The 21,964-nt window shown below is 43.5% G+C and carries 25 protein-coding genes and 1 riboswitch; of the genes, 10 read left to right on the top strand and 15 right to left on the bottom strand.

What is annotated here, in order from left to right:
* Positions 1-369: 369 nt before the first annotated feature.
* On the bottom strand, positions 370-1,563 hold the full coding sequence (metK, locus tag ASU00_RS22160) for a methionine adenosyltransferase (RefSeq protein ID WP_057915628.1): 1,194 nt from the start codon (positions 1,561-1,563) through the stop codon (positions 370-372).
* 164 nt (positions 1,564-1,727) lie between these two features.
* Positions 1,728-1,890, bottom strand: a riboswitch (SAM riboswitch).
* 401 nt (positions 1,891-2,291) lie between these two features.
* On the opposite strand from metK, the gene pckA reads away from it, so the two are divergent.
* Positions 2,292-3,878 (top strand): phosphoenolpyruvate carboxykinase (ATP), encoded by a 1,587-nt coding sequence (pckA, locus tag ASU00_RS22165; protein ID WP_057915629.1) that lies wholly within the window; start codon positions 2,292-2,294, stop codon positions 3,876-3,878.
* Between the two features lie 124 nt (positions 3,879-4,002).
* Here the strand turns inward: pckA and ASU00_RS22170 are convergent, their stop codons facing one another.
* Genes ASU00_RS22170 through ASU00_RS22180 form a run of 3 tightly spaced genes read right to left on the bottom strand, consistent with a single transcriptional unit; the run spans position 4,003 to position 7,887 of the window.
* Positions 4,003-5,304 carry a nucleotide sugar dehydrogenase gene (locus ASU00_RS22170; protein ID WP_057915630.1) on the bottom strand — a complete coding sequence of 434 codons (1,302 nt, stop codon included), beginning with the start codon at positions 5,302-5,304 and terminating at the stop codon, positions 4,003-4,005.
* 42 nt (positions 5,305-5,346) lie between these two features.
* The gene (locus ASU00_RS22175) at positions 5,347-6,663 is read right to left on the bottom strand and encodes a glycosyltransferase (protein ID WP_057915631.1); all 1,317 of its coding nucleotides are present in this window, start codon (positions 6,661-6,663) and stop codon (positions 5,347-5,349) included.
* A gap of 24 nt (positions 6,664-6,687) precedes the next feature.
* Entirely contained in the window at positions 6,688-7,887 is a 1,200-nt protein-coding gene (locus ASU00_RS22180) for a glycosyltransferase family 4 protein (RefSeq protein ID WP_057915632.1), read from the bottom strand.
* A gap of 199 nt (positions 7,888-8,086) precedes the next feature.
* Between ASU00_RS22180 and wecB the strand changes: the two genes are divergently transcribed.
* Positions 8,087-9,223, top strand: a complete 1,137-nt coding sequence (gene wecB / locus ASU00_RS22185) for a non-hydrolyzing UDP-N-acetylglucosamine 2-epimerase (RefSeq protein WP_057915633.1) — start codon at positions 8,087-8,089, stop codon at positions 9,221-9,223.
* Positions 9,224-9,290: 67 nt separating this feature from the next.
* Here the strand turns inward: wecB and ASU00_RS22190 are convergent, their stop codons facing one another.
* Positions 9,291-10,979: a methyl-accepting chemotaxis protein gene (locus ASU00_RS22190; RefSeq protein ID WP_057915634.1), complete on the bottom strand. Its 1,689-nt coding sequence runs from the start codon at positions 10,977-10,979 to the stop codon at positions 9,291-9,293.
* A gap of 253 nt (positions 10,980-11,232) precedes the next feature.
* Here ASU00_RS22190 and ASU00_RS22195 point away from each other — a divergent pair, with 253 nt between their 5' ends.
* Positions 11,233-11,640: a VOC family protein gene (locus ASU00_RS22195; protein WP_057915635.1), complete on the top strand. Its 408-nt coding sequence runs from the start codon at positions 11,233-11,235 to the stop codon at positions 11,638-11,640.
* A gap of 218 nt (positions 11,641-11,858) precedes the next feature.
* Here ASU00_RS22195 and ASU00_RS22200 read toward each other — a convergent pair whose 3' ends face one another.
* The 4 genes from ASU00_RS22200 to ASU00_RS22215 all read right to left on the bottom strand — a co-directional run bounded on the left by ASU00_RS22200 (position 11,859) and on the right by ASU00_RS22215 (position 13,969).
* Complete coding sequence (locus tag ASU00_RS22200) at positions 11,859-12,077, bottom strand: hypothetical protein (protein ID WP_057915636.1); 219 nt, start codon at positions 12,075-12,077, stop codon at positions 11,859-11,861.
* A 24-nt stretch (positions 12,078-12,101) separates the two neighbouring features.
* Positions 12,102-12,572 (bottom strand): 2-thiouracil desulfurase family protein, encoded by a 471-nt coding sequence (locus ASU00_RS22205; protein ID WP_057915637.1) that lies wholly within the window; start codon positions 12,570-12,572, stop codon positions 12,102-12,104.
* Between the two features lie 315 nt (positions 12,573-12,887).
* The gene (locus ASU00_RS22210) at positions 12,888-13,130 is read right to left on the bottom strand and encodes a DUF2584 domain-containing protein (RefSeq protein WP_057915638.1); all 243 of its coding nucleotides are present in this window, start codon (positions 13,128-13,130) and stop codon (positions 12,888-12,890) included.
* Positions 13,131-13,174: 44 nt separating this feature from the next.
* Positions 13,175-13,969, bottom strand: a complete 795-nt coding sequence (locus tag ASU00_RS22215) for an alpha/beta hydrolase family protein (protein ID WP_236712807.1) — start codon at positions 13,967-13,969, stop codon at positions 13,175-13,177.
* 135 nt (positions 13,970-14,104) lie between these two features.
* Here ASU00_RS22215 and ASU00_RS22220 point away from each other — a divergent pair, with 135 nt between their 5' ends.
* The 3 genes from ASU00_RS22220 to ASU00_RS22230 are packed head-to-tail and all read left to right on the top strand — an operon-like array spanning position 14,105 to position 16,684.
* Complete coding sequence (locus ASU00_RS22220; protein WP_057915640.1) at positions 14,105-15,106, top strand: ABC transporter substrate-binding protein; 1,002 nt, start codon at positions 14,105-14,107, stop codon at positions 15,104-15,106.
* Between the two features lie 26 nt (positions 15,107-15,132).
* Positions 15,133-15,903, top strand: a complete 771-nt coding sequence (locus tag ASU00_RS22225; RefSeq protein WP_057915641.1) for an ABC transporter ATP-binding protein — start codon at positions 15,133-15,135, stop codon at positions 15,901-15,903.
* Positions 15,893-16,684 carry an ABC transporter permease gene (locus tag ASU00_RS22230; protein WP_236712808.1) on the top strand — a complete coding sequence of 264 codons (792 nt, stop codon included), beginning with the start codon at positions 15,893-15,895 and terminating at the stop codon, positions 16,682-16,684. The genes ASU00_RS22225 and ASU00_RS22230 overlap by 11 nt, the downstream gene beginning before the upstream one ends.
* A 596-nt stretch (positions 16,685-17,280) precedes the next feature.
* Here ASU00_RS22230 and ytkD read toward each other — a convergent pair.
* Both ytkD and ASU00_RS22240 read right to left on the bottom strand, forming a co-directional pair.
* Positions 17,281-17,814, bottom strand: coding sequence for an RNA deprotection pyrophosphohydrolase (ytkD, locus tag ASU00_RS22235; RefSeq protein WP_236712809.1), 534 nt, complete (start codon positions 17,812-17,814; stop codon positions 17,281-17,283).
* Positions 17,815-17,832: 18 nt separating this feature from the next.
* Entirely contained in the window at positions 17,833-18,177 is a 345-nt protein-coding gene (locus tag ASU00_RS22240) for a hypothetical protein (RefSeq protein WP_057915643.1), read from the bottom strand.
* A gap of 224 nt (positions 18,178-18,401) precedes the next feature.
* Here ASU00_RS22240 and ASU00_RS22245 point away from each other — a divergent pair, with 224 nt between their 5' ends.
* Positions 18,402-18,668: a DUF6154 family protein gene (locus ASU00_RS22245; RefSeq protein ID WP_377365016.1), complete on the top strand. Its 267-nt coding sequence runs from the start codon at positions 18,402-18,404 to the stop codon at positions 18,666-18,668.
* A 97-nt stretch (positions 18,669-18,765) separates the two neighbouring features.
* Here the strand turns inward: ASU00_RS22245 and ASU00_RS22250 are convergent, their stop codons facing one another.
* Positions 18,766-19,206 (bottom strand): Dps family protein, encoded by a 441-nt coding sequence (locus ASU00_RS22250; protein WP_057915645.1) that lies wholly within the window; start codon positions 19,204-19,206, stop codon positions 18,766-18,768.
* Positions 19,207-19,316: 110 nt separating this feature from the next.
* Between ASU00_RS22250 and ytzI the strand changes: the two genes are divergently transcribed.
* Complete coding sequence (gene ytzI, locus ASU00_RS24805; protein WP_082630575.1) at positions 19,317-19,487, top strand: YtzI protein; 171 nt, start codon at positions 19,317-19,319, stop codon at positions 19,485-19,487.
* Between the two features lie 15 nt (positions 19,488-19,502).
* On the opposite strand, the gene ASU00_RS22255 is transcribed toward ytzI, so the two are convergent.
* Positions 19,503-19,976, bottom strand: a complete 474-nt coding sequence (locus tag ASU00_RS22255; RefSeq protein WP_057915646.1) for an S-ribosylhomocysteine lyase — start codon at positions 19,974-19,976, stop codon at positions 19,503-19,505.
* Positions 19,977-20,182: 206 nt separating this feature from the next.
* On the opposite strand from ASU00_RS22255, the gene yidD reads away from it, so the two are divergent.
* Together yidD and ASU00_RS22265 are read left to right on the top strand one after the other, a co-directional pair.
* Entirely contained in the window at positions 20,183-20,404 is a 222-nt protein-coding gene (gene yidD / locus ASU00_RS22260) for a membrane protein insertion efficiency factor YidD (RefSeq protein WP_413783541.1), read from the top strand.
* A gap of 121 nt (positions 20,405-20,525) precedes the next feature.
* Complete coding sequence (locus ASU00_RS22265; protein ID WP_057915648.1) at positions 20,526-21,479, top strand: metal ABC transporter solute-binding protein, Zn/Mn family; 954 nt, start codon at positions 20,526-20,528, stop codon at positions 21,477-21,479.
* Here the strand turns inward: ASU00_RS22265 and ASU00_RS25165 are convergent.
* Together ASU00_RS25165 and ASU00_RS25570 are read right to left on the bottom strand one after the other, a co-directional pair.
* Positions 21,435-21,809, bottom strand: a complete 375-nt coding sequence (locus ASU00_RS25165) for a hypothetical protein (RefSeq protein WP_152983826.1) — start codon at positions 21,807-21,809, stop codon at positions 21,435-21,437. The two genes, ASU00_RS22265 and ASU00_RS25165, sit on opposite strands and share 45 nt — an antisense overlap.
* Positions 21,810-21,956, bottom strand: coding sequence for a hypothetical protein (locus ASU00_RS25570; protein WP_161809771.1), 147 nt, complete (start codon positions 21,954-21,956; stop codon positions 21,810-21,812).
* Between the last annotated feature and the right edge of the window lie 8 nt (positions 21,957-21,964).

The following is a 21,964-nucleotide window of genomic DNA, read 5'->3' on the forward strand; positions in this document are numbered from 1 at the left end:
GGCAATATCTCGTATATTAACTGCGACTTTTTCACATCATGACCCGAATTCGCAAGTAAACTTCTTGAATTCACGAATAAACGTACGAATTTCACGAATAAAATGCCCATTTTCACGAATAAACTGCTTAAACTCGCGAGTAAAGCGCATTATTTTAGATTAATTCATGATAATGGTTTAAAAAATGGCAATATCTCGCATATTAACTGCGACTTCTCACGCCACTTCCGATTTTACGCGTAAGCCACTTTTCCAAAATCAGATGGGAAATCATTCAGTGGGTTTAATGAATTATTCCCTCTACGGGCAAAATTTATCCTATAAAAAAAGGTGTGCCGCTAATAGCGGCGCACCTTTTTTTTGTATAAATTATGCTTGTGCTTTTAATGTTTCTGCTTTGTCTGTGCGTTCCCATGGAAGGTCGACATCTGTACGGCCAAAGTGTCCGTATGCAGCTGTTTGCTTGTAGATTGGGCGACGAAGGTCAAGCATTTTGATGATGCCTGCTGGACGAAGGTCGAAGTTGGCGCGAACTAGGTCAACAAGGACGTCTTCGCTAACTGTGCCAGTTCCGAATGTATCAATTGAGATCGATACAGGCTCTGCCACACCGATTGCGTATGCCAATTGTACTTCGGCTTTGTCAGCTAGGCCAGCTGCCACGATGTTTTTGGCAACGTAACGAGCAGCGTATGCCGCAGAACGGTCAACTTTCGTTGCGTCCTTGCCTGAGAATGCACCGCCGCCGTGACGAGCATATCCGCCGTACGTGTCAACGATGATTTTGCGGCCAGTAAGACCTGCATCCCCTTGAGGTCCGCCAATTACGAAACGGCCAGTCGGGTTGATGAAGTATTTCGTTTCGGCATCGATCAATTCAGCCGGAACGACTGCTTTAATGACATGCTCTTTTAAATCGGCTTGAATTTGCTCAAGCGTGGCTTCTGCATCATGTTGTGTCGAAATGACGATTGTATCGACACGGACAGGACGGTTATTTTCATCATATTCCACAGTTACCTGTGTTTTGCCATCTGGGCGTAGGTATGCAAGCGTTTCGTCTTTACGTACTTGAGCCAAACGGAATGAAAGTTTATGTGCCAATGAAATCGGAAGCGGCATAAGCTCTTCTGTTTCATTACAAGCGAATCCGAACATAAGACCTTGGTCTCCTGCACCGATTGCATCGATTTCTTCCTCTGACATGTTTCCTTCACGTGCTTCCAAAGCTTTGTCGACGCCGGCTGCGATATCGGCAGACTGCTCATCGATCGAGCTCAATACAGCACACGTTTCGGCATCAAAACCGTATTTCGCACGGGTGTAGCCAATTCCTGCGATCGTATCACGAACGATGCGGGGAATATCCACGTAAGCGGAAGTTGTAATTTCACCAGCAACAAGCACAAGACCTGTCGTTACACTTGTTTCACACGCAACACGTGCATTTGCATCCTTAGCAAGGATAGCATCTAAAATGGAATCTGAAATCTGATCACAAATCTTGTCCGGATGGCCCTCTGTAACAGATTCAGAAGTAAATAGACGTTTCTTTGACATCATATTTCCTCCTTGGAAGTTAGTATGTGGTAGGCAAAAGCCTGTTTTTTTTACGGAACTCGTTTTCCCTTATTAGCTTCAACTATAGACACAGAATTAATTAAAAAACACAAAAACCTTCCCTGGCAAATGAGGAAAGGTTTAACATTCTGTCTTCTATCCTTTCACTCTTATCGTTCAAGGGTTTTTTACCTTGCTCAGGTTAGCACCATCACCACTTTTCCTTGAAGAACATCGCTTTATTTTCGGCGATTGCCCTTGGAGTCAAGTTCAATATGGCAGGTTGCTGGGTTTCAAAGGGCCTGTCCCTCCACCAACTCGGGATAAGAGAATCCGTACAATTTAAGATAATATCGTATTTGGTCGGAATTTGTCAATGCTTTTCTATCAAGAACATTTCCCAATTCCCTGACAATCTTGACACAAGACATTTCGATAGCCGTCATTAATGGGTTTTAAAAAACAACATCTTTACGAAAAGAACCATAAAAGAAGATGAATAAACCAATCCGAGCGGTGCATTTTATGAATAACTTCCTATATAAAGAAAAGGAAATCCACTTCCTTTAAAGCATATGCATTTAATCCCGACATGGTTCCTGCCCATGTAAAATGAGTCATGCAACCAGTTGAAAATTATCACAAATCACATGAAATAGTATAGACTATTTAAATGAATGTGTTATACTAATTGTAAGATAAAAACTTAAACAAAGGAAGGTACCTCATATATGAATTCTGTAGATGTTTCTAATGAGTTACACCAATTATTAACGGGAAACAATGTGCAAACTCAACTTTCAGTTCCACAGCTGGTCGAAAAAGTTTTAAGCAGAAATGAAGGAGTTTTAACATCAACCGGCGCGGTAAAAGCTGAAACTGGCAAGTATACTGGTCGTTCACCTAAAGATAAATTCATCGTGGAAGAAGCATCCGTTAAGGATAAAGTCGATTGGGGTTCAGTGAACCGGCCAATTTCCGAAGATGTGTTCAATAAACTATATAATAAAGTAGTTGACTACTTAAAAGCAAAAGAAGAGATTTTTGTTTTCAACGGTTTCGCTGGTGCAGATGAGTCATCACGACTTCCGATCCGTGTCGTCAATGAATATGCTTGGCATAACCTTTTCGCCCATACTTTGTTCATCCGCCCAAACGAAGAGGAACTAAGGGGTCACGAAGCTGAATTCACAATCCTTTCGGCACCTAACTTCAAGGCTGACCCAGAAGTGGACGGAACTGCATCCGAAACGTTCATCATCGTTTCATTTGAGCGCCGTACCATCCTGATCGGCGGAACGGAATATGCAGGAGAAATGAAAAAATCGATTTTCTCGATCATGAACTACCTACTTCCAGAGGCTGGAATCCTTCCAATGCACTGCTCTGCTAACGTAGGACGTGAAGGGGACGTCGCTTTATTCTTCGGATTGTCCGGGACAGGCAAAACCACTTTATCCGCAGATACTAATCGCAAGCTGATCGGCGATGATGAGCACGGCTGGTCTACTAACGGTGTGTTCAACATCGAAGGTGGCTGCTATGCGAAAACGATCAACCTTTCTCGTGAAAAAGAACCGCAAATATTCGATGCCATCCGTTTTGGTGCCGTTTTGGAAAATGTCGTTGTAAATCCTGATACACGTAAAGCGGATTATGATGACAGTTCATTGACTGAGAACACTCGTGCAGCATACCAAATGCAAGCGATCGATAATATCGTGAATCCAAGTATTGCAGGCCACCCTAATACAATCATTTTCTTGACCGCTGATGCTTCAGGCGTTCTGCCTCCAATCAGCAAGCTTTCCAAAGAACAAGCCATGTTCCATTTCCTAAGTGGTTACACGAGTAAATTGGCTGGTACTGAAAGAGGCGTAACTTCACCGGAAGCGACATTCTCCACATGCTTCGGTTCACCTTTCCTACCGCTTCCCGCTCAACGCTATGCTGAGATGCTTGGTGATAAAATTGACGAGCACAGTGCAAAAGTATACCTTGTCAACACCGGATGGACGGGCGGAGCATACGGAACTGGAAGCCGCATGAAACTAGCATACACTCGTGCCATGGTACAGGCGGCACTTGAAGGGGAATTGTCCAACATCGAGACGGTCAAGGATGAAATCTTCGGCTTGGATATTCCGCTTCATGTTCCTGGTGTTCCTGACGAGGTCCTTCAGCCAATCAAGACGTGGGCAGATCCTGCTGCTTATAAACAATCGGCGACTGATCTTGCCGCTCAATTCCGGGCAAACTTCAAGAAATTCGGAAGCGTCCCAAGTGAAATTGAAGAACTTGGCGGACCGATCGCTTAAAAAAATATCCAAAAGGACCAAGCCCTTGCTTGGTCCTTTACAATTTGTAGACATACCCTCAATGTCCTTCTTGAAAATGCATCAAAAAAGGCACTGACTTTAAGTCAGTCCCCCTCCGAAGTGCTTAAATGATCGCTTTATTCCTAGCTTTTTTCATGGTGTTCGTTTTGTATTGATAGATATTGCCCAAGTTAGCGATTGGAAGCTCGTTTTTCGTTGCATCAATGCAATTACGTGTATCGAGGATCATTTTATTGGCCATCAGATTCGATAGTTTGTCATAATCCATGATCTTGAATTCATCATGGTCAGTCAAGACAAGAATCAGGTCTGCATCGCTGACGGCATCCTCCACCGAAACGATCGGCATCATACCAGATTGAACATGCGGGTCATGCAGGGCTACCTCCATATGCTCCATCTCCATCAAAATATTGACGACATCGATGGCGGGACTTTCCCGAATATCATCAACATTCCCTTTGTATGAAAGGCCGAAGACCGCCACCTTTGGCCGCTCGATTCCCTCAAGCATCATCCTTGCGCAATTGACGATGTAATAAGGCATTGATACGTTCGTATCACGGGCCAGTTTGATGATTCGCGCATATTCTGGTGCCTTTGCGACGACGAAATAGGGATCGACCGCTAAGCAATGACCGCCGACTCCAGGACCTGGTTGGTGAAGGTTGACACGCGGGTGCTTATTCGCCATCGAAATAACATCCAATACATTGATGTCGAGCTCAAAGCAAACCTTCGTCAGCTCATTCGCAAGGGCGATATTGACATCCCGGAAGGTATTTTCCATCAGCTTGGACATTTCTGCCGTTTTCGCATCCGTCTGAATGATCTCGCCTTTAACAAAGGTTTGATAAACAAGGCTCCCTTTATATGAGCATGTTTCCGTGATTCCTCCGACGATACGGTTATTATGAACAAGCTCTTCCAGAATCCTGCCAGGCAATACACGTTCCGGGCAATGAACGAGAAAAATGTCTTTTCCGATCGTAAGGCCCGTCATCTCGATCATCGGTCTAATATGATCATCCATGCTTCTAGGAGCGATCGTCGATTCGATGATGATGACATTCCCTTTTTTGATGAAAGGAAGGATACTTGCGGTAGCTTCTTTGACATAGGTCAAGTCACAGGATTTGTGCATGTCATTTTTATTTGGCGTAGGAACTGCGATGATGAACACATCTGCAAATTCCGGTTTTAATGCCGCTTGAAACCTTTTGGATTCAAGCACTTCATGCAAAACCTCCTCCAATCCAGGTTCTTCAAGATGGAGCTTTCCAAGGTTCAAATTGGAAATGATAGTAGGATGGATATCCACTCCGACGACGTCGGCACCATGTTTCGCAAACATTAAAGAAGTTGGTAGTCCTATATAACCTAGCCCCAATGTACATATTTTCATCTAAACCACTCCTATTCAATATGATTTGCTTCACTCGCTAGCTCAGGCAGTTTGATAGATCTCGATAAAGATTTCCTTCTCTTGCTTCCAATTATATTTTTGGCGGGCCTTCAGGCAATTGCGGCTCATATCCGCCCTCTTTTCAGGATGTTTCAGTAAAAAATTGACTCCTTCGGCAATGGCTTTAGGATCATGTGAATCGACACACACACCAATTTGTTCACTATCGACCACCTTTTGAATTTCGGGAAAGCTGCAGGCAACCACAGGTACACCACTCATCATGTATTCAAACAATTTATTGGAAGAAGCGGAATAGTGATTAAAGCAAACATTATTCAATACTTGAAAACCTAAATAGGCATTTTTTGTATAATGAAGCAGCTCGTCCACCGGAACCTTCGGCAGGAACTTCACCCGATCCTCAAGATGCATGTCACTTACTTTTTTCATTAATTCATCCTTGATTTTTCCGTCTCCTATAAAAACTACCGTCCCTGCCTCGATCAGCGGTACAGCATCGACCAACTGCTCTAAACCTCTTCCCATCTGGACGCCGCCTTGATACAGCAATATCGGTTCATCGGGCGGCAAATGGAGCAGCTCATGCAAGTTCACGGACGTGCTTTCCTCCGGGGTGGTCGGTATCGGATAGTTATGGACAACTTTCGGATAGAGACCATATAAGTCTTCGTTATATTTAGCTCTCGTATGGTTTTCGGCAATCATTTCATCGACGAATAGTAACAGGGATTTCTCCATCATCCCGTAAATGCGGCTATTATATCCGGTTCTGCTCGTTTGTACCTCATGTGAGTCATAAATCAGCTTTTTCCTTCTTAGCCATTTACTGCTGATCGCTCCCTGCATGAGCGTATTCAAATCATTGGAATGATAAAAATCATATTTCTTTTTTCTGCCAAGATAGATCATTTGAGCAAAAATATAGCTCCTCGTTAATAATGTCGGCAGCTTCGATTTAGTCATGATCAGAGTGCCGATCGCAAGGAGCGCAAGAGACCCGAACAATATTCCCGACCCGACCCAGCCGTTTATCAAGTTCAAGTTCCACAACGTATTCCAGACCACCAAGGCCAAAATCACGAATTCAAACTTCTTCTTCTTCACTTTGCCTACGACTCTTAGAATTTTATGAAGCGCTTCCCAGCGGTTATTGACCCTTGTGACAGTGAAGCCATTTTCGTGTTTCTCCTTTTTGGGCAAATCTTTGAACTTCCAATTATGAATGGCAATTAAATCAACTTCATACCCCACTTCAGTAAGTGCTGTACATTCTCTTAGAACCCTTGCATCGTTCGTAAAGTGATTCCACACAAACATACATACCTTCTTCGTCATGTTGTCCTCCACTTCCGGATTTTTCTACGCTTCCAAAACATTGATGAGGCCTTTAATATTTTTCGACCATAGAAAATGCTGTTTCGCATATGCATAACCGTTTTCCCCCAGCTCTTCACGCAGGGCTCGATCATTGGCCATGGTCAAGATATGCCGACTGATTTCTGCAACATCCCGGCCATCTGCCACCAAACCGCATTTCGCCTCTGCAATCACCTGCTTGGCCCTTCCCGCCACATCACCGACAATCGGCTTTCCGACACACATATAATCGATGATTTTTCCAGGCAGCACCTTATCGAATACATCTTTCTCGACCAAGCTCACATACGCAATATGGGAGGATGAAACTTCATGGAGCGTCACTCTCCTGTTCATCGCATTAATGACCTTGATATTCGCCAATCCTTTCGCACTGATCTCCCTCTCCACTTCAGCTATCCGATAGCCATAGCCAATCATCGTGAATTCGATTTGCTTATGTTCCCTTAACGTTTCAGCTATCGCGATCAATTTCTTCAGGTCTTGGGCAAGTCCGATATTTCCTGTATATACGACCTTGATTTTTTTATCAGCAATGGGAGTAAATACATTCTTTAACGCCAGCTCGTCTCCAGTAAGTGAATTGGGGATGAATTGAATCGTATCCTCCTTGACCCCCTTGGCCATGATATAATCCCTGAACCCGGGGCTATTGATGATAATGTGATCTGAATGCCGATACAGCTTTTTTTCCAGGAAGAATGCGAACTTCAAAATCCACTTGTTTGCGAATACCCCCACACCTATCAACGATTCTGGCCATAAGTCTCTTACATCGGTAATGAGTTTAGCCTTCATTTTTCGCTTGGCAATGACTGCAGCCATGGTTGGGAAAATCGGCGGCGTCGTGACAAATACATAATCATATTTTTTTTCGAGACGGATGATCGTATAAATGAAAAGCCACATTGCTTCCAAGTAATGCAGTAAGCGCCTTCCCATATTGCTTGTATACCGCTTCACTTTGTTCGGTTCGATCCTGATGACATCTTCCTCAATGTTTTCCTCATCCCAAAAATGGGTGTCCTGGTACAAACTTTGATTAGGATAACTCGGTTTCAACGTGATGACCGTTACTTCAAATCCGTTTCTTTTCAAATGAAGATACACATTTTTCATTCGATTTCCTGCACTTCCGATTTCCGGATAAAAGTTTTGCACGATCATCAGGACGCTTTTCATATTCACCTATCACCTCTATGCTTGGGTCATTCATACTTCCTGCTTTATATTGTAATGGACCGTTATTAATGGAAGGTTAAGGAAATATAAATTCCTTATGAACATTGTAAATATTCCGTTAATTATTGTTACGTTCCCCTTTTTATCATGAATCTCCCGTTATAATGGGGAAGACAGATAGCAGAAGGAGGAATTTTTCATGTCTAAACAACGTTTGAAGGTCATGACGGTCTTTGGGACAAGGCCCGAAGCCATTAAAATGGCACCAGTCGTACTGGAGCTTAAAAAACATCAGGCAGAAATAGAAACCATCGTAGTGGTCACCGCCCAACACCGGGAAATGCTCGATCAGGTTTTGCAATGTTTTCAAATAAAGCCCGATCACGATTTGGATATGATGAGGGACAGACAAACATTAGAGGATATTACAACGAGGGGCATCGAGGGATTAAGTTCACTGATGAAACAAATAAAACCGGATATCGTCCTCGTGCATGGAGATACAACGACCACTTTCATCGCAAGCTTGGCTGCTTTCTATAATAAGATCCAGATTGGTCACGTTGAAGCAGGCCTCCGCACTTGGAATAAGCATTCACCATTCCCTGAGGAGATGAATCGCCAATTGACCGGAGTCCTCGCAGACATCCACTTCGCCCCGACCGAGCAGGCTGCCAAAAATCTATTATTGGAAAATAAGCGGACCGATAGCATCCACATTACTGGCAATACGGTGATAGATGCCTTGCAAACAACGATACATAAAGACTATAAGCATCCGATCCTTTCCGGATTGAATGATGATAGAATGCTATTGATGACCGTGCATCGGCGTGAAAATATCGGGAAACCGATGGAAGGGATATTTCGTTCCGTGAAACGGCTTCTTGATGAACATGGGGATATTCAGGTTGTGTTCCCGATTCATAAAAATCCAGTCGTCCGGGAAATCGCTCATGAGGTTTTTCAAGAAACAAAGCGACTTCATATGATTGAGCCACTGGAGGTAATTGACTTCCATAATTTCGCTGCGCGATCTCATTTAATCCTGACAGATTCCGGAGGGGTGCAGGAGGAAGCTCCTTCACTCGGCGTCCCGGTTGTCGTTTTGCGCGATACGACGGAACGGCCGGAAGGAATCAAGGCTGGCACACTTTTATTGGCCGGAATTGATGAAGAACGCATTTACGAGGTAACCAATAATCTGCTTACGAACGAAGAGGCCTATCAAAAAATGGCGACAGCTTCCAATCCATATGGAGATGGATTGGCTTCGAAGCGAATTGTCGAAATTCTCCTCAAGCATTGTAAAGTGAGCTTCGCCCTTCCATCGTGAAAAAAACGTTACTCGAAAAAACCTGCCACCTCATATGGGCGGTCAGGTTTTTTCGATTATTAGCGTACTAAAATTTAAACCGGCTCACTTCCATTTTCAAGCTCTCCGCCAAGATTGCCAGTGCTTGCGCTCCTTCGGAAATCTGTTGGGTCGCTGTGTGCTGTTCTTCGGTGGCTGCACTTGTATCATTTGCCCTTTCCGCTGAGATGACCGCTATATCCTTGATGGAATGCGCACCTGCAGTCACATCCTCGGTCATCGCATGAAGATCATCAACGGCAGACGACGCTGATGCAATTTGCTCATTCACCTCTCCCACTGCGGATTTAATGTTATTAAATACTTGAAGCGAGCTTGCCGAAGCCGCAAGTCCTTCTTCCGCCTTCTTGCTTCCCATATTAATCGACTCGACTCCTTTTCCAGTAGCTTCTTGAATGACCTGGACCATTTTTTCAATTTCCGCTGCTGATATTTTCGATTGCTCGGCAAGCTTGCGGACTTCATCCGCCACCACTGCGAACCCTTTCCCATGTTCTCCGGCTCGTGCCGCTTCAATCGCAGCATTCAGCGCCAACAAATTCGTTTGTTCGGAAATGTTGGTAATGAATGTCGTCACCCGCTGAATTTGATTGGAGTGACTCGACATGTTTTCCATAATATCCGCCGATTCGCGAATCATCACATTTATATTTTTCATTTGGGATGTTACATCATTCATGCTATCGGACCCTTGTTGAACGAGTCCATTGACGGTCTCGGCTGAAATGAGCATTTCAACATTACTCTCGGTGATCCGTTTGATGGCAGTGGCCATTTCATTCATGGACTCGACCGATTTTTCTACAATATCGACTTGAAGGGCCATGCCTGTCCTATTTTCCTCTGCAGTTGCGGACACCATCTCCGAGGAAGCCAAGCTCTCTTCTGAACTTGCCGACATTTGTTCAGCTTGAACAGCGAGCTGTGACGCGGAATCCCTCATATTGATGACAATCGATTTAAGGCCCCCTACCATTGAATTGAAGGCCCCAGCCATTTCACCAATTTCATCGTTGTTCCGGATCCGGATCTCCTCCACCTGTAAATTGCCAGCAGCGACTTGGCGTAGCGCTTCCGTCAATTTGCGGACAGGACGTGAAATGCTTCGGCTAAGGATGATTGGTAAAATGCCACTGAAAATGAACCCGCCGATTATCAGTAAAATGATGAATACCTCCATCTCCTTTACCCTTTCATTCAAATCCTCCCTCGTCTTCTTCATATATGCTTTCTGCTTGTCACCAAGTTTCTCGGCATTATCCATGATCGTTTTATCCAACTCAATCGCATTGTCTGCTATTTCCATCGCTTTCTCGATATTCCCTTGCTGCATGCTTACGGTTATCTCTTCAGCCAATCCCATATATTCAAGCTGTGTGCTATGGATCTCTTCCAACAATGCACGATCATCCTTGGATGTCATGCTTTTCTCAAGAGTGCCGTATGCTTTCTCGAATTCTTCATTTACCGTCGTCCTATTTTCTAAAAAAGTAGAATCCTTATATATGATATATCCGCGAACATCATTAGAGATTGCTTGCTGCTTATTAATCATTTCCTCAACCAAGCTTATTTTTTTCACCCGGTCATCCAATAAAAACGTATATTTACCATTCAAATCGATGATGATCAATAGATACAGCACACCTATCGCCACCATAAATAAAAGGATGGACAAAAAACTTGCCCATAATTTCTTTGATACAGACAATTTCAAAATAAGTAACCTCCAAATGCTCAAAATTTAAAATTTTCAATCTATATTTAATTATATCGGCCGACTAGTGCTTTTTTTCCAGTCCAATATACACTTAAATATGGTATTTACTTCAATTCCCGAATAGAAGCATGCATATTACGTGTAAAATCATACCGTTTTAAAAGGTTGATGACGTGCATAAGTTCCCATAATGAAGGAAGATAAGCTCAGCATGTCGAAAAGAAGATAATGACCAAAAAGGAGGGTTCAAATGAAGCATCAAACTACGCCATATTTAATGTTCGATAGACAGGCAAAGGAAGCATTGGGATTTTATGAAGAAATATTTCAAGCGGAGATTACCGACCTGCAAACATACGGAGAGGCTGATTTCCCGACTCCTGAAGAGGCGAACGACCTTATTATGCATGCAAAAATTAAAAAAGGTGATCTGTTGATCATGGTATCCGATACATTTCCAGGAAGCCCACTTGAAGCCGGAAATAATATATCGCTAGTCCTCGAATGCGAGAGCGAATCAGAAATCCAGCATTTATATGAAGCCCTCTGTGCAAAAGGTTCACCCTTAATGGAACTGCAGGATACCTTTTGGGGAGCGAAGTACGGGAAGGTCAAGGACCAATTCGGCGTCCACTGGGACCTGAATTTCACAAAATGATCGAAAACTGACCGAAAATACACTTTGTATCTTCGGCCAGTTTTTTTAAAAATAATTTTAGACATTTTACCCAACCAACAAAACCGTCACGCAAATGAATTAGATTCGCACATTTTTGGATGGCGAAGTTCGTTACGCATACCCCTGGATAAGAAAATGATAAGTGCGGTTATATCACTGCCGAAGACCTTAATTCTTGCGTTGCCGCTTGGAAAAAGTCAAACCCTATGACAATAAAAAGGACCTTTGCCCCCAATCCAAAAAACGATCGGAAAAACCAATTTATAACCGTATAAACCCCAGCTCCCGATCAAGGTAATCGGAAAACTAATTTCAATAAGGCGTAATCGTCCATTGCCAAAAACAGAATCGATGAGTATAGCAACATAGCCGGCAAGTATAAAAAATAACAACGTATAGAGGTAGACATCCCCCATATATTCCCTTCCTGACCAAGAGCACTACATCTCATATTCATCCAAATGCTCGAATAACCTTTCCTCTGATATGACAGTGAATCCATGCCGTTTAAGCAAAGCAGTGGTCACTCCATTCCCGACCATTTTTATCCCCTTGAATGCATCATTATAAATCGTGGCACTTCCACAGGATGGACTATTTTCTTTTAAAACAACCAGCGTAGCCTTAACCTCCTGGGCTTTCAGTAACGTAAGGTTCGCTCCTTTTATGTACAACGCCGTTACATCTTTGCCCGACTTTTCGATGATCCTGGCTTTTCCATCAAGTACATCCTCACCATCACCGCCGATTATCTCAGCAGGCTCCCTCGGTGTCGAAAAACCGCCAAGCAGCTCCGGACATACCGAAATAGCCTTTTTCTCGATCACTAATTCCATAATCCTTTCATCCAGGCTGTGAGTACCGTTGTATCTCACCTCAAAACCCGCCAAACAAGAACTGACCAAAATCATACAATCACCCCACGTACTTTTACCCCATTTTACCATTATTCTAATGCCATTCGTTGAATATCCTCAGGGGGTTTGCTGTGACAAGGTTAGGTCGAATTAGGGGCGGCGCAGGTCGTATTATCGGCGCTAAGGACGAATAGGAGATGCATAGGTCGAATTAGCGACGCTTAGGACGAATTAGCGGATGCTCAGGTTGAATTATCAGGGGGAGGGCCGGATTAGCTGTTACGTTTGTCGATTTATGAACCATTTGGTCTGATTTCCAACCAAAAAAAAGCGCTTGCAGTGATAAACATCCCAGGCAAGCGCTCTTATTTAGTTAGTGGAGTTCAATGATAGTAACTCGTACGTAATGATGGTTTTTTCACTTGTCCATTCGACTTTTTGGATAACGGCAGTTCCGCTTGTGTCTGATTGTATCGTTTTGCGTACATCGATGGGGATATCGATTGGATATAACCGATAGCCATCTTTAGCCAGCCGGAAAATGTTTTCTTGTTCGCGGGTTTCGTTTCCTTTTGTAACGATCATCGTATTGAGTTCGATAGGCATGCCCATGTGTCTCTCCTCCTTCTGCCAGTAAGCTTGGTTTATACTTCATTCTACCATTTTTCCGTTTTATTTTTCATCCAAGATGTTAAATCTTCAACTACTTTTCGGTTGACGGCAGGTGGGAAGTAATGGGTGAATTGAGGGAAATACCAGCTTTCGACTTCTTTGTCATGCAGCTTCAGTCTCTTCTCCAGCCGGTACGCGTGCTCAATGGCTACATTGTCATCTTTTTCGCCGTGAATGATCAGGACGGGAACATTGAAATTCTCAATCGCAAATAATGGTGTCCGGTATTCATACCGTTCGGGGAATTTTGTAGGGGTGCCGCCAATTACCCGCTTCATCATCCGACGCATATCGACCCGTTCGACATAGGTTAAGAACATGTCCGACACGCCACCCCAGGTGACGATCGACGCTGCATTGCTGCAGTGAATCCCAGTCCAAAGCGCCATGATTCCGCCTCGGGAAAAACCAAGGATATGAATGTGCTCCTTATTTACTCTTGGATGCCGTTCAAGAAGATTGAACCCTGATATCGCATCGAACCGATCTTCGCCGGCAAAATCCTCGTCTCCCTCACCGCCTTGATTACCACGGTAAAAAGGAGCAAACACGATGAAGCCTTCTGCGGCATACTGAACAATCCTTGCTGGCCTCACCTTTCCGACATTTTTGATTCCGCCACGTAAGTATAAGAAGGCATCATGAACTTGGCCATCGACCGGTTCAGCAAGTAATCCCTTTACCTTCAACCCCTGTGATATGTATGTAACTGTATAAAGATGGATTTGTGGATGCGGTGATGGGAACCGCCGTTTTGAAATGATCGTTCCGTTCTCCAAGTTTCCCCCTCCTTTCTCTTTAATCTTATTGTAAAACATCCGCTCGTTTTTATCCCTTGATAGGCATTCACATTTTTCACTTCCCTTCATACGATACTGTAGGCAAAATACCTATTTATCAAGGAGGAAGCAATTTTGAAAAAATGGCGTAAAGCAGTTGTCGCATTTTTACTTCTGAGCATGCTTGTCATTCCGCTCGGTGCTTGTGGCAGCAAGGATGAGGAAACGACGAAGGTCAGGGTGGCCGAAGTAACCCGCTCCCTTTTCTATACACCGCAATATGTAGCAATAGAAAAGGGGTTTTTTAAGGATGAGGGCTTGAGCATCGACCTGAAAACGACGGCAGGCGGCGACAAAACCATGACCGCACTTTTGACCGATGGAGCGGACATCGCTCTTGTTGGCTCGGAAACATCGATCTACGTTCAGTCACAAGGCTCGAAAGACCCCGTCATCAATTTCGCGCAATTAACCCAAACGGATGGGACGTTTCTTGTTTCACGTGAAAAAATAGATAATTTCAATTGGGAGATGCTGAAAGATTCCACATTCCTAGGCCAGCGAAAAGGCGGTATGCCCCAAATGGCCGGCGAATATGTATTGAAGAAGCATAACATCGACCCGAAGACAGATTTGACGCTTATCCAGAATATTGACTTTGCGAATATTGCCACAGCCTTCGCTTCCGGAACCGGCGATTTCGTGCAGCTGTTCGAACCAACGGCCAGTGTGTTTGAAGAAGAAGGAAAAGGCCATATAGTAGCTTCTTTCGGTACTGAGTCCGGCCACCTCCCCTATACGGTTTATATGGCTAAAACTAGCTATTTGAAAGAGGACCAAGAAACTGTCGCAAAATTCACAAGAGCCTTGCAGAAAGCACAGGATTGGGTCCAAGAAAATGAGGCTGCCCAAATCGCCAAAGTCATTCAGCCGTATTTCGAAGATACCAATGTCAAAACGATGGAAACAGTCATCAACCGTTACAAAGAACAAGGTTCCTTTGCCACCGACCCCATTCTTGATGAAGAAGAATGGAACAATCTGCAAAACATCATGGATGAAGCAGGCGAGCTTCCTTCACGAATTAGCCATGATGAATTGGTTAATACCGATTTTGCCGAAAAAGCCGCAAACTAGCAGAGCTAGAGGTAAGGAGGATGTCCATGAGCTTTTTAAGAATCCAAAACATTCACCATACTTACTTTTCAAATCAGACGGCAGCGACCGCACTCGCGGACATTTCCCTCGACATTGAAAAAGGTGAATTCGTCTCTTTTCTAGGTCCGAGCGGCTGCGGGAAAACGACCCTGCTTTCCATTATCGCCGGACTATTTCCGCCAACCTCGGGAAAGATCTTGCTCGAAAATAAACCGCTGAACGCAGACAGTGACACTTCCATCGGCTATATGCTCCAGCAGGATTATCTTTTTCCTTGGAAGACAATCGAAGAAAATATCTTATTGGGATTGAAGCTAATCAAAAAGGATGAAGGACTTGAACGGATAAAAACGTTGAAGCTATTAACGGAGGTCGGATTGGGAGGTACAGGGAAAATGTACCCGCGTGAACTTTCAGGGGGTATGAGACAAAGAGCTGCGCTGGCTAGGACACTAGCGGTCGATCCAAAAATCCTTTTGCTTGACGAACCTTTCTCGGCCCTTGATTACCAAACGAAGCTCAAGCTGGAAGACCTTGTTTTTGAAACGTTGAAATCCTTCGGGAAAACAGCAGTGCTCGTCACCCATGATATCGGCGAGGCGATAGCGATGAGTGACCGCATTTATCTATTTTCCCCGAACCCTGGAAGAGTGCACAAAACATTCGAAGTATCTGATGAACTGCGTGAGCTGATGCCATTCGATGCACGCAACCATCCACAGTACCCTATTCTATTCCAAACAATCTGGAAGGAGCTTGAGAGCCTTGAATATTGATCAACTCCATCACCAATATAAATCCTCTTTGAAAAAGGAAAACAGGCTCATTCGCCTTTATCAGATCCTGATTTTCCTTGTTTTTTTCAGCAGTTGGGAGCTCTTTTCCCGGAAGGAATGGATCGACCCGCTCATATTCAGCTCCCCGACAAAAGTGTGGCAGCTTTTCATGCAGAAGTTGAGTGATGGCACACTGCTATCACATTCCGGCGTGACCCTATTCGAAACGGTACTCGGCTTCATCATCGGAACACTGCTAGGAACGGTCCTGGCATCATTGCTTTGGTGGTCGCCCCGATTATCAAAAACACTGGACCCGTATCTTGTCATTTTAAATGCCATGCCAAAAGTGGCACTCGGCCCCATTATCATCGTCGCATTCGGCCCTGGATTTCCATCCATCATCTCGATGGGGGCAATCATCTCCATCATCATCACCACCATTGTCGTCTACACCGCTTTTCGCGAAGTAGATCCAAACTACCTGAAAGTGCTCCAAACCTTTGGAGCTACAAGAACGCAAAAATTTCGGGAAGCCATATTACCAGCCTCCTTCCCAACGATCATCTCGACATTGAAAGTGAACGTCGGCCTCTCCTGGGTCGGAGTAGTCGTCGGAGAATTCCTCGTCTCGGCGAAAGGACTCGGTTATCTCATCATTTATGGCTTTCAAGTCTTCAACTTCACGCTCGTAATGCTTGCCCTGATGATCATCGCCGTCTTTGCCACCATCATGTATCAACTTGTCGAACTTCTCGAACGAAAACTAATCAAAGACTGACACAACTGCCGATAACCCTCGGCAGTTTTCATTTTACTTGAGATTAGCTCGTGAATTCGGATTTCTCTCGACGATTCCTGCCGCTTTCTTCTCAGTATTGGCGGTTTATTCGCGAATTTGGGCAGTTTATTCGTGAATTTGAGCGGTTTATTCGTGAGTTTGGGCAGTTTATTCGTGAGTTTTGGACTTTTACTCGCGAATTCGGATTTCTCTCGACGATTCTTGCCGTTTCTTCTCAGTTTGAGCGGTTTATTCGCGAGTTTTGGACTTTTACTCGCGAATCGGATTTCTCTCAACGATTCTTGCCGTTTCTCCTCAGTTTGGGCTGTTTATTCGCGAGTTTTGTCTGTTTATTCGTGAATTTGGGCAGTTATTCGTGAGTTTGGGCAGTTTATTCGTGAGTTTGAGCGGTTTATTCGTGAGTTTGGGCAGTTTATTCGTGAATTTGAGCAGTTTATTCGTGAGTTTGGGCAGTTTATTCGTGAATTTGAGCGGTTTACTCGCGAATTTCACGCTTTACTCGCCAATGCCATTTTGCACTTCAATTTAAGCCCTTATCGTAAGTTCAAACTTCACTCGTCCATTTAGGCTCCACACTACTCACAATCATTCAGCCTTGATAGGCTCCAGGGGACGATTTCGTCTTTCATGATGAAGCTGTAATCGTCGCCGAATTCGTCCGGCAAATTGTCCAAAAAGATGGGGCCGTCCGTTTCGAGATAAGTACCTTTCCTTTCCACCTCACGCAATTGGGCATAGTATATCGATTTAATGATCGGCTTTATAGGATCGTGCACTTTGTACTGTCCCAAGAAATTCAGTTGCCCTACGATAGCGCCTGTTTCTTCATACACTTCCCTGATGGCTGCTTGTTCGATCGTCTCTCCTGCTTCCCGCTTTCCTCCCGGGAACTCCAAGCCCCGTTGTTTATGTTTAGTCAATAGCCATCTTCCGCCAAACCTGCCGAGCACAAACACATGCCAGGACTCGCCAAAGACGGGTTTTTCGGATAGTTCCACCATATATCCGTTACTGTCGATAAACCGTTTCATTTTTCCCCTTCTCTCCATATTTCTTCCTTCATTATATGGATAAAAAAACTCACTAGCCAGCATGATTTTCCGTCGCATGAATAAAACGATGGCCCCTCAATATCGGAGGCCATCGTCTGTTGGCTTTGCCTGTAAAATTCCCATGCTTTCAATATGCCTTCTTCCCTCGTCCGTACCAAGTTGATGAATCATTTCATAAATTTTTTGGAGCGTGATGTCCTGCTTATCATTTTCGCGGTCGAAATGATATTGCAGGTACGGGACATGCGCTCGGTAAAAGTTTTCTTCGCCAACAGAATAATTATAATCAAATAATTCACGTAACTGGATGACTTCATTATCAGTGGCCTCGATCTCGAAATTCCACGGGGAGCTTTCCCTGTCTTGCGTGATCTCCCCGGTGGGAAGCCAAATGTAATATTTTTTCCTGTTCTCGGACATATTCATCCACCCCTTCCTACGCTTATTTTTCACGGAATTGCCCACATCATACGATGGGAAATTTTGTTTACTAACCGACAAAGATGTTAAATAATAGATTAAAGTATCTTTCAAAGGGTAAAACATATAATAAGCCCAAGCATCCCTTCAGATTTTTATATGCACCCAGAGGTTTTTTTGATAACCTACATATAAAGAGATAACGGATTTCTAACAAATGTGAGGTGAAAGTTTTGAAGTTAATAGAAGAATTATACAATATGTACCGTAATAAGCTGACTGGTGATGAAGAAGATATTGATATGCTCACTTTTGCGGTTTTGGAGCAGTTGGACCGCAAGGAGATTTTCGAATTGCTTCAAGAAATGGATGATCAAGAACTAACCAATCTAATGGGCCTTTACATTATTGAAACGTTAAAAGGAAAGTTCGCTCAAAATAGCATGGACGATACGAAACCTACACATTTTCCGCCGCGGAATATTCATTAATACATATCTTCCTCAGGTGTCCTCTATCGATGGATGCCTTTTTTTATTTTTTTACACAAAAAAGAGCCCTGCTAAAAGCAGGGCCTATCAACCAGGATCAGTGTCCTAAGTATGCGCGAAGCATCCAGGCATGTTTATTGAAGCTTTTCTTCATGCTTGTCAGCATATCAGCCGTAACCGGGTCTTCCTCTTCTGCAGCCTCGATGATTTCAAGGAATTCCTCAGAAAGCTTTTCAAAGTCGTTGATGACGCTTTGAACCATATCTTCTGTATTTTCGTTACCTGTCGCTTCTTCCAATGTTGTTAATTCTAAATACTCTTTAAGTGTAGCAACTGGTTTTTCGCCAATCGCTAGCAGCCGTTCGGCCAATTCGTCATAATTAGCTGTGATTTCCACATATAACTCTTCCAATTTTTGATGAAGTTCAAAGAAGTGCGGTCCATTTACGAACCAGTGGTAATTATGAATTTTCGTATAAAGAACACTGAAGTTTGCAATTTCCTTATTCACTAAAGTTCCTAATTTTCTCTGAGCCATAAGTATCTACCTCCGTAAGTTGGTTATACTTTATGATTCCCTCTATTCGAAAAATGAAACATGTCTTATGCTAAAATGAATCTATATTGTAAATGTTGGGAGATGTAAAAATGATTACGGTACTAGTTATCTCCATTATAGTCATTCTGATCGTCTTGGCATTATCGATCCTGACTATCGGAAAAGGGTACAGCTACAAACATACAATCGATCCGATCGACCCTCTGCCCGAGGATGAGGGGAAAAATGATAAAAATAAAAAACCTCCTGTCACCAAATGACAGGAGATTTTTTCATTAACCGAAAACTTTATGAAGATCTGCTTTATCTTGTGTAAGCCAGAAATTCATTAATTTCTTGGCGCCTTCAAGGTCATGCAGCTTTGCTTGGCCGCATTGTTTTTCATTTGCAGCAGGAATTTCCGTGATTTCAACAGCATCCTTGAAAGTGTCTTCAAGAACATCGATGATTTCCGTTACTGTCGGCTCACCGCTGACAACAAGGTAATACCCTGTTTGACATCCCATAGGCGAAATGTCGATAATATCGAAATGGTCGTACCGTTCTGAATGCTTGCGGATATTAAAAGCAAGCAAATGTTCCAACGTGTGGATCGTATCCGGCTTCATCGCCTGTTTATTCGGCTGGCAAAAACGGATATCGAATTTATTGACAACACCATCTGTTCCTACCTTATGGACACCGCAATGTCTGACATATGGGGCTTTAACAGCATTATGATCTAGTTCAAAGCTTTCAACTGAAGGCATTCAATTCACTCCTTAATTGTATTTCCTCTCTATTTTACCTTGAATAACAATATATTTCATCCATTTAAATTAATTCTTATTATTTCCATCCGGTTTCTTATCTTTATTCCTTCTGCACCATTATTGGCACGATAAAAAATATGTTATAATGAAGGACAGTGAATTTACGTGAAAAGAGATGAAGCATTTTGTTAAAAAAAATATTAATGGGAGTCATTCGTTTTTATCAAATTGCCATTTCCCCGTTAAAACCGCCTACGTGCCGTTTTTATCCGACTTGTTCCCACTATGGTCTGGAAGCGATCAATCGGTTTGGGCCAATTAAAGGAAGCTGGTTAGCTCTCGTCCGGATTCTTAAATGTCATCCGTTTCATCGAGGCGGAATTGACCTCGTTCCCGAAAAAAAGAAAAAAGTTGCAGGCCGTTAAATAAAAGCCTTGCTTTCTTGCGTGATTTTTTGTATTATACAGAAGTCAAATCGTAATCATTTCGTTTTTAACATATAAATTTCAAATCGTAATCAATACGAATTATAAAGGAGCAATTCACATGAAGAACCGAGCCTGGCTTTCGCTTTTCCTGGTTACAGTGCTACTGTTATCAGCCTGCGGAAATACAAAAGAAGAAAATGGTGATGATACAAAAAAGGATACGTTAAATATATACACGACGGTTTACCCTTTACAATACTTCACGGAGGCGATTGGCGGGGATTACGTTAACGTCGATTCCGTTTATCCTCCCGGAACGGATGAGCATTCGTTTGATCCTTCTCAAAAGGATATCGTAAAAATGGCAGAATCCGACCTATTTTTGTATATTGGCTATAATCTTGAAGGATTCGTAACGAAGGCTGAGCCGATTTTAAGCAAAGAGGGAGTCACTACCGTCGCAGTAGGTGAAGCGGTTCATCTGGATGCAGATGAGCATGCACACGAAGAAGAAGAGCACGCACATGAGGAGGACGGTCATGATCACGGCGGGGTCAATCCCCATTTATGGTTAGATCCGATTTATTCCATTGAAATGGCAAAAAGCATCCGCGATGAATTGACGAAGCAAATGCCTGAGCAAAAGGAATATTTCAACAGCCACTTCAACGAGCTTTCTAAAAAGCTGACGGCACTTGATGAAAAATTGGCAACGACAATCGATTCGGGCCGGACCAATAAGATTATCGTTTCCCATTCCGCTTACGGATATTGGGAGGAGCGCTATGGCCTTGAACAGATTGGTGTCACAGGGCTAACGTCTTCAAATGAGCCTTCCCAGAAGGAATTGGCAAAAATCGTCACGATGGCGAAGGAAGAAGACTTGAACTACGTCATCTTTGAGCAGAATATCAGTTCTAAACTAACCGAGATCATCCAGAAGGAAATGGGAGCGAAATCGCTAAAGCTCCATAACCTTTCCGTGTTGACCGACAACGATATCAAAGCTGGAGAAGATTACTTCAGTTTAATGGAAAAAAATATAAAAACCCTGCACACGGCATTGCAATAAATGAAAAAGAAGCGGATCCTTATCGGGCCGCTTCTTTTTTTTGCCAATTCCGGGTTGCTCACTCATCTGCACCTTGGAAGAATAACCCAATGAACAAGTTGGAATACCGATTCGCAGCCAGCCCTTTAAGCTTTGATATTTATAATGGAAGCTAACGAGCCGAGCATCGCCGCAGACATTGATGGAAATTTTTATGGGTGTACGACAAAAGGTTCGGGAGGATGGGGATTGTTCTGAAGAAGTCGCCGAGGAGATTGATGTAACCAGAGTGACAAGTACTTTCTTGGCGCGAAGTTGTGCTTTTGCTTGGCCTCCTGTCAATCGATTCATTCACGCTCCAGTCCTGCGATCATATTGTCCCCACTTTCTCTTCAACAGAAACAGTTCGCATTCCGCCAACGCCGTCACTTCTTTAATGACGTAGTCGGGCATGCCCCTTCTTAATAAAATTTCCGCAATCAAATACGGTTTTTTCATTTTCTCCC

Source organism: Peribacillus muralis (assembly GCF_001439925.1).
Taxonomy (GTDB): domain Bacteria; phylum Bacillota; class Bacilli; order Bacillales; family DSM-1321; genus Peribacillus; species Peribacillus muralis.

Coding starts and splice junctions, on each gene's coding strand:
- metK (WP_057915628.1), bottom strand. CDS start 1,563: ATGATGTCAAAGAAACGTCTATTTACTTCTGAATCTGTTACAGAGGGC.
- pckA (WP_057915629.1), top strand. CDS start 2,292: ATGAATTCTGTAGATGTTTCTAATGAGTTACACCAATTATTAACGGGA.
- ASU00_RS22170 (WP_057915630.1), bottom strand. CDS start 5,304: ATGAAAATATGTACATTGGGGCTAGGTTATATAGGACTACCAACTTCT.
- ASU00_RS22175 (WP_057915631.1), bottom strand. CDS start 6,663: ATGACGAAGAAGGTATGTATGTTTGTGTGGAATCACTTTACGAACGAT.
- ASU00_RS22180 (WP_057915632.1), bottom strand. CDS start 7,887: ATGAAAAGCGTCCTGATGATCGTGCAAAACTTTTATCCGGAAATCGGA.
- wecB (WP_057915633.1), top strand. CDS start 8,087: ATGTCTAAACAACGTTTGAAGGTCATGACGGTCTTTGGGACAAGGCCC.
- ASU00_RS22195 (WP_057915635.1), top strand. CDS start 11,233: ATGAAGCATCAAACTACGCCATATTTAATGTTCGATAGACAGGCAAAG.
- ASU00_RS22200 (WP_057915636.1), bottom strand. CDS start 12,077: ATGGGGGATGTCTACCTCTATACGTTGTTATTTTTTATACTTGCCGGC.
- ASU00_RS22205 (WP_057915637.1), bottom strand. CDS start 12,572: ATGATTTTGGTCAGTTCTTGTTTGGCGGGTTTTGAGGTGAGATACAAC.
- ASU00_RS22210 (WP_057915638.1), bottom strand. CDS start 13,130: ATGGGCATGCCTATCGAACTCAATACGATGATCGTTACAAAAGGAAAC.
- ASU00_RS22225 (WP_057915641.1), top strand. CDS start 15,133: ATGAGCTTTTTAAGAATCCAAAACATTCACCATACTTACTTTTCAAAT.
- ytkD (WP_236712809.1), bottom strand. CDS start 17,814: ATGCGACGGAAAATCATGCTGGCTAGTGAGTTTTTTTATCCATATAAT.
- ASU00_RS22240 (WP_057915643.1), bottom strand. CDS start 18,177: ATGTCCGAGAACAGGAAAAAATATTACATTTGGCTTCCCACCGGGGAG.
- ASU00_RS22250 (WP_057915645.1), bottom strand. CDS start 19,206: ATGGCTCAGAGAAAATTAGGAACTTTAGTGAATAAGGAAATTGCAAAC.
- ytzI (WP_082630575.1), top strand. CDS start 19,317: ATGATTACGGTACTAGTTATCTCCATTATAGTCATTCTGATCGTCTTG.
- ASU00_RS22255 (WP_057915646.1), bottom strand. CDS start 19,976: ATGCCTTCAGTTGAAAGCTTTGAACTAGATCATAATGCTGTTAAAGCC.
- yidD (WP_413783541.1), top strand. CDS start 20,183: ATGGGAGTCATTCGTTTTTATCAAATTGCCATTTCCCCGTTAAAACCG.
- ASU00_RS22265 (WP_057915648.1), top strand. CDS start 20,526: ATGAAGAACCGAGCCTGGCTTTCGCTTTTCCTGGTTACAGTGCTACTG.
- ASU00_RS25165 (WP_152983826.1), bottom strand. CDS start 21,809: ATGAATCGATTGACAGGAGGCCAAGCAAAAGCACAACTTCGCGCCAAG.
- ASU00_RS25570 (WP_161809771.1), bottom strand. CDS start 21,956: ATGAAAAAACCGTATTTGATTGCGGAAATTTTATTAAGAAGGGGCATG.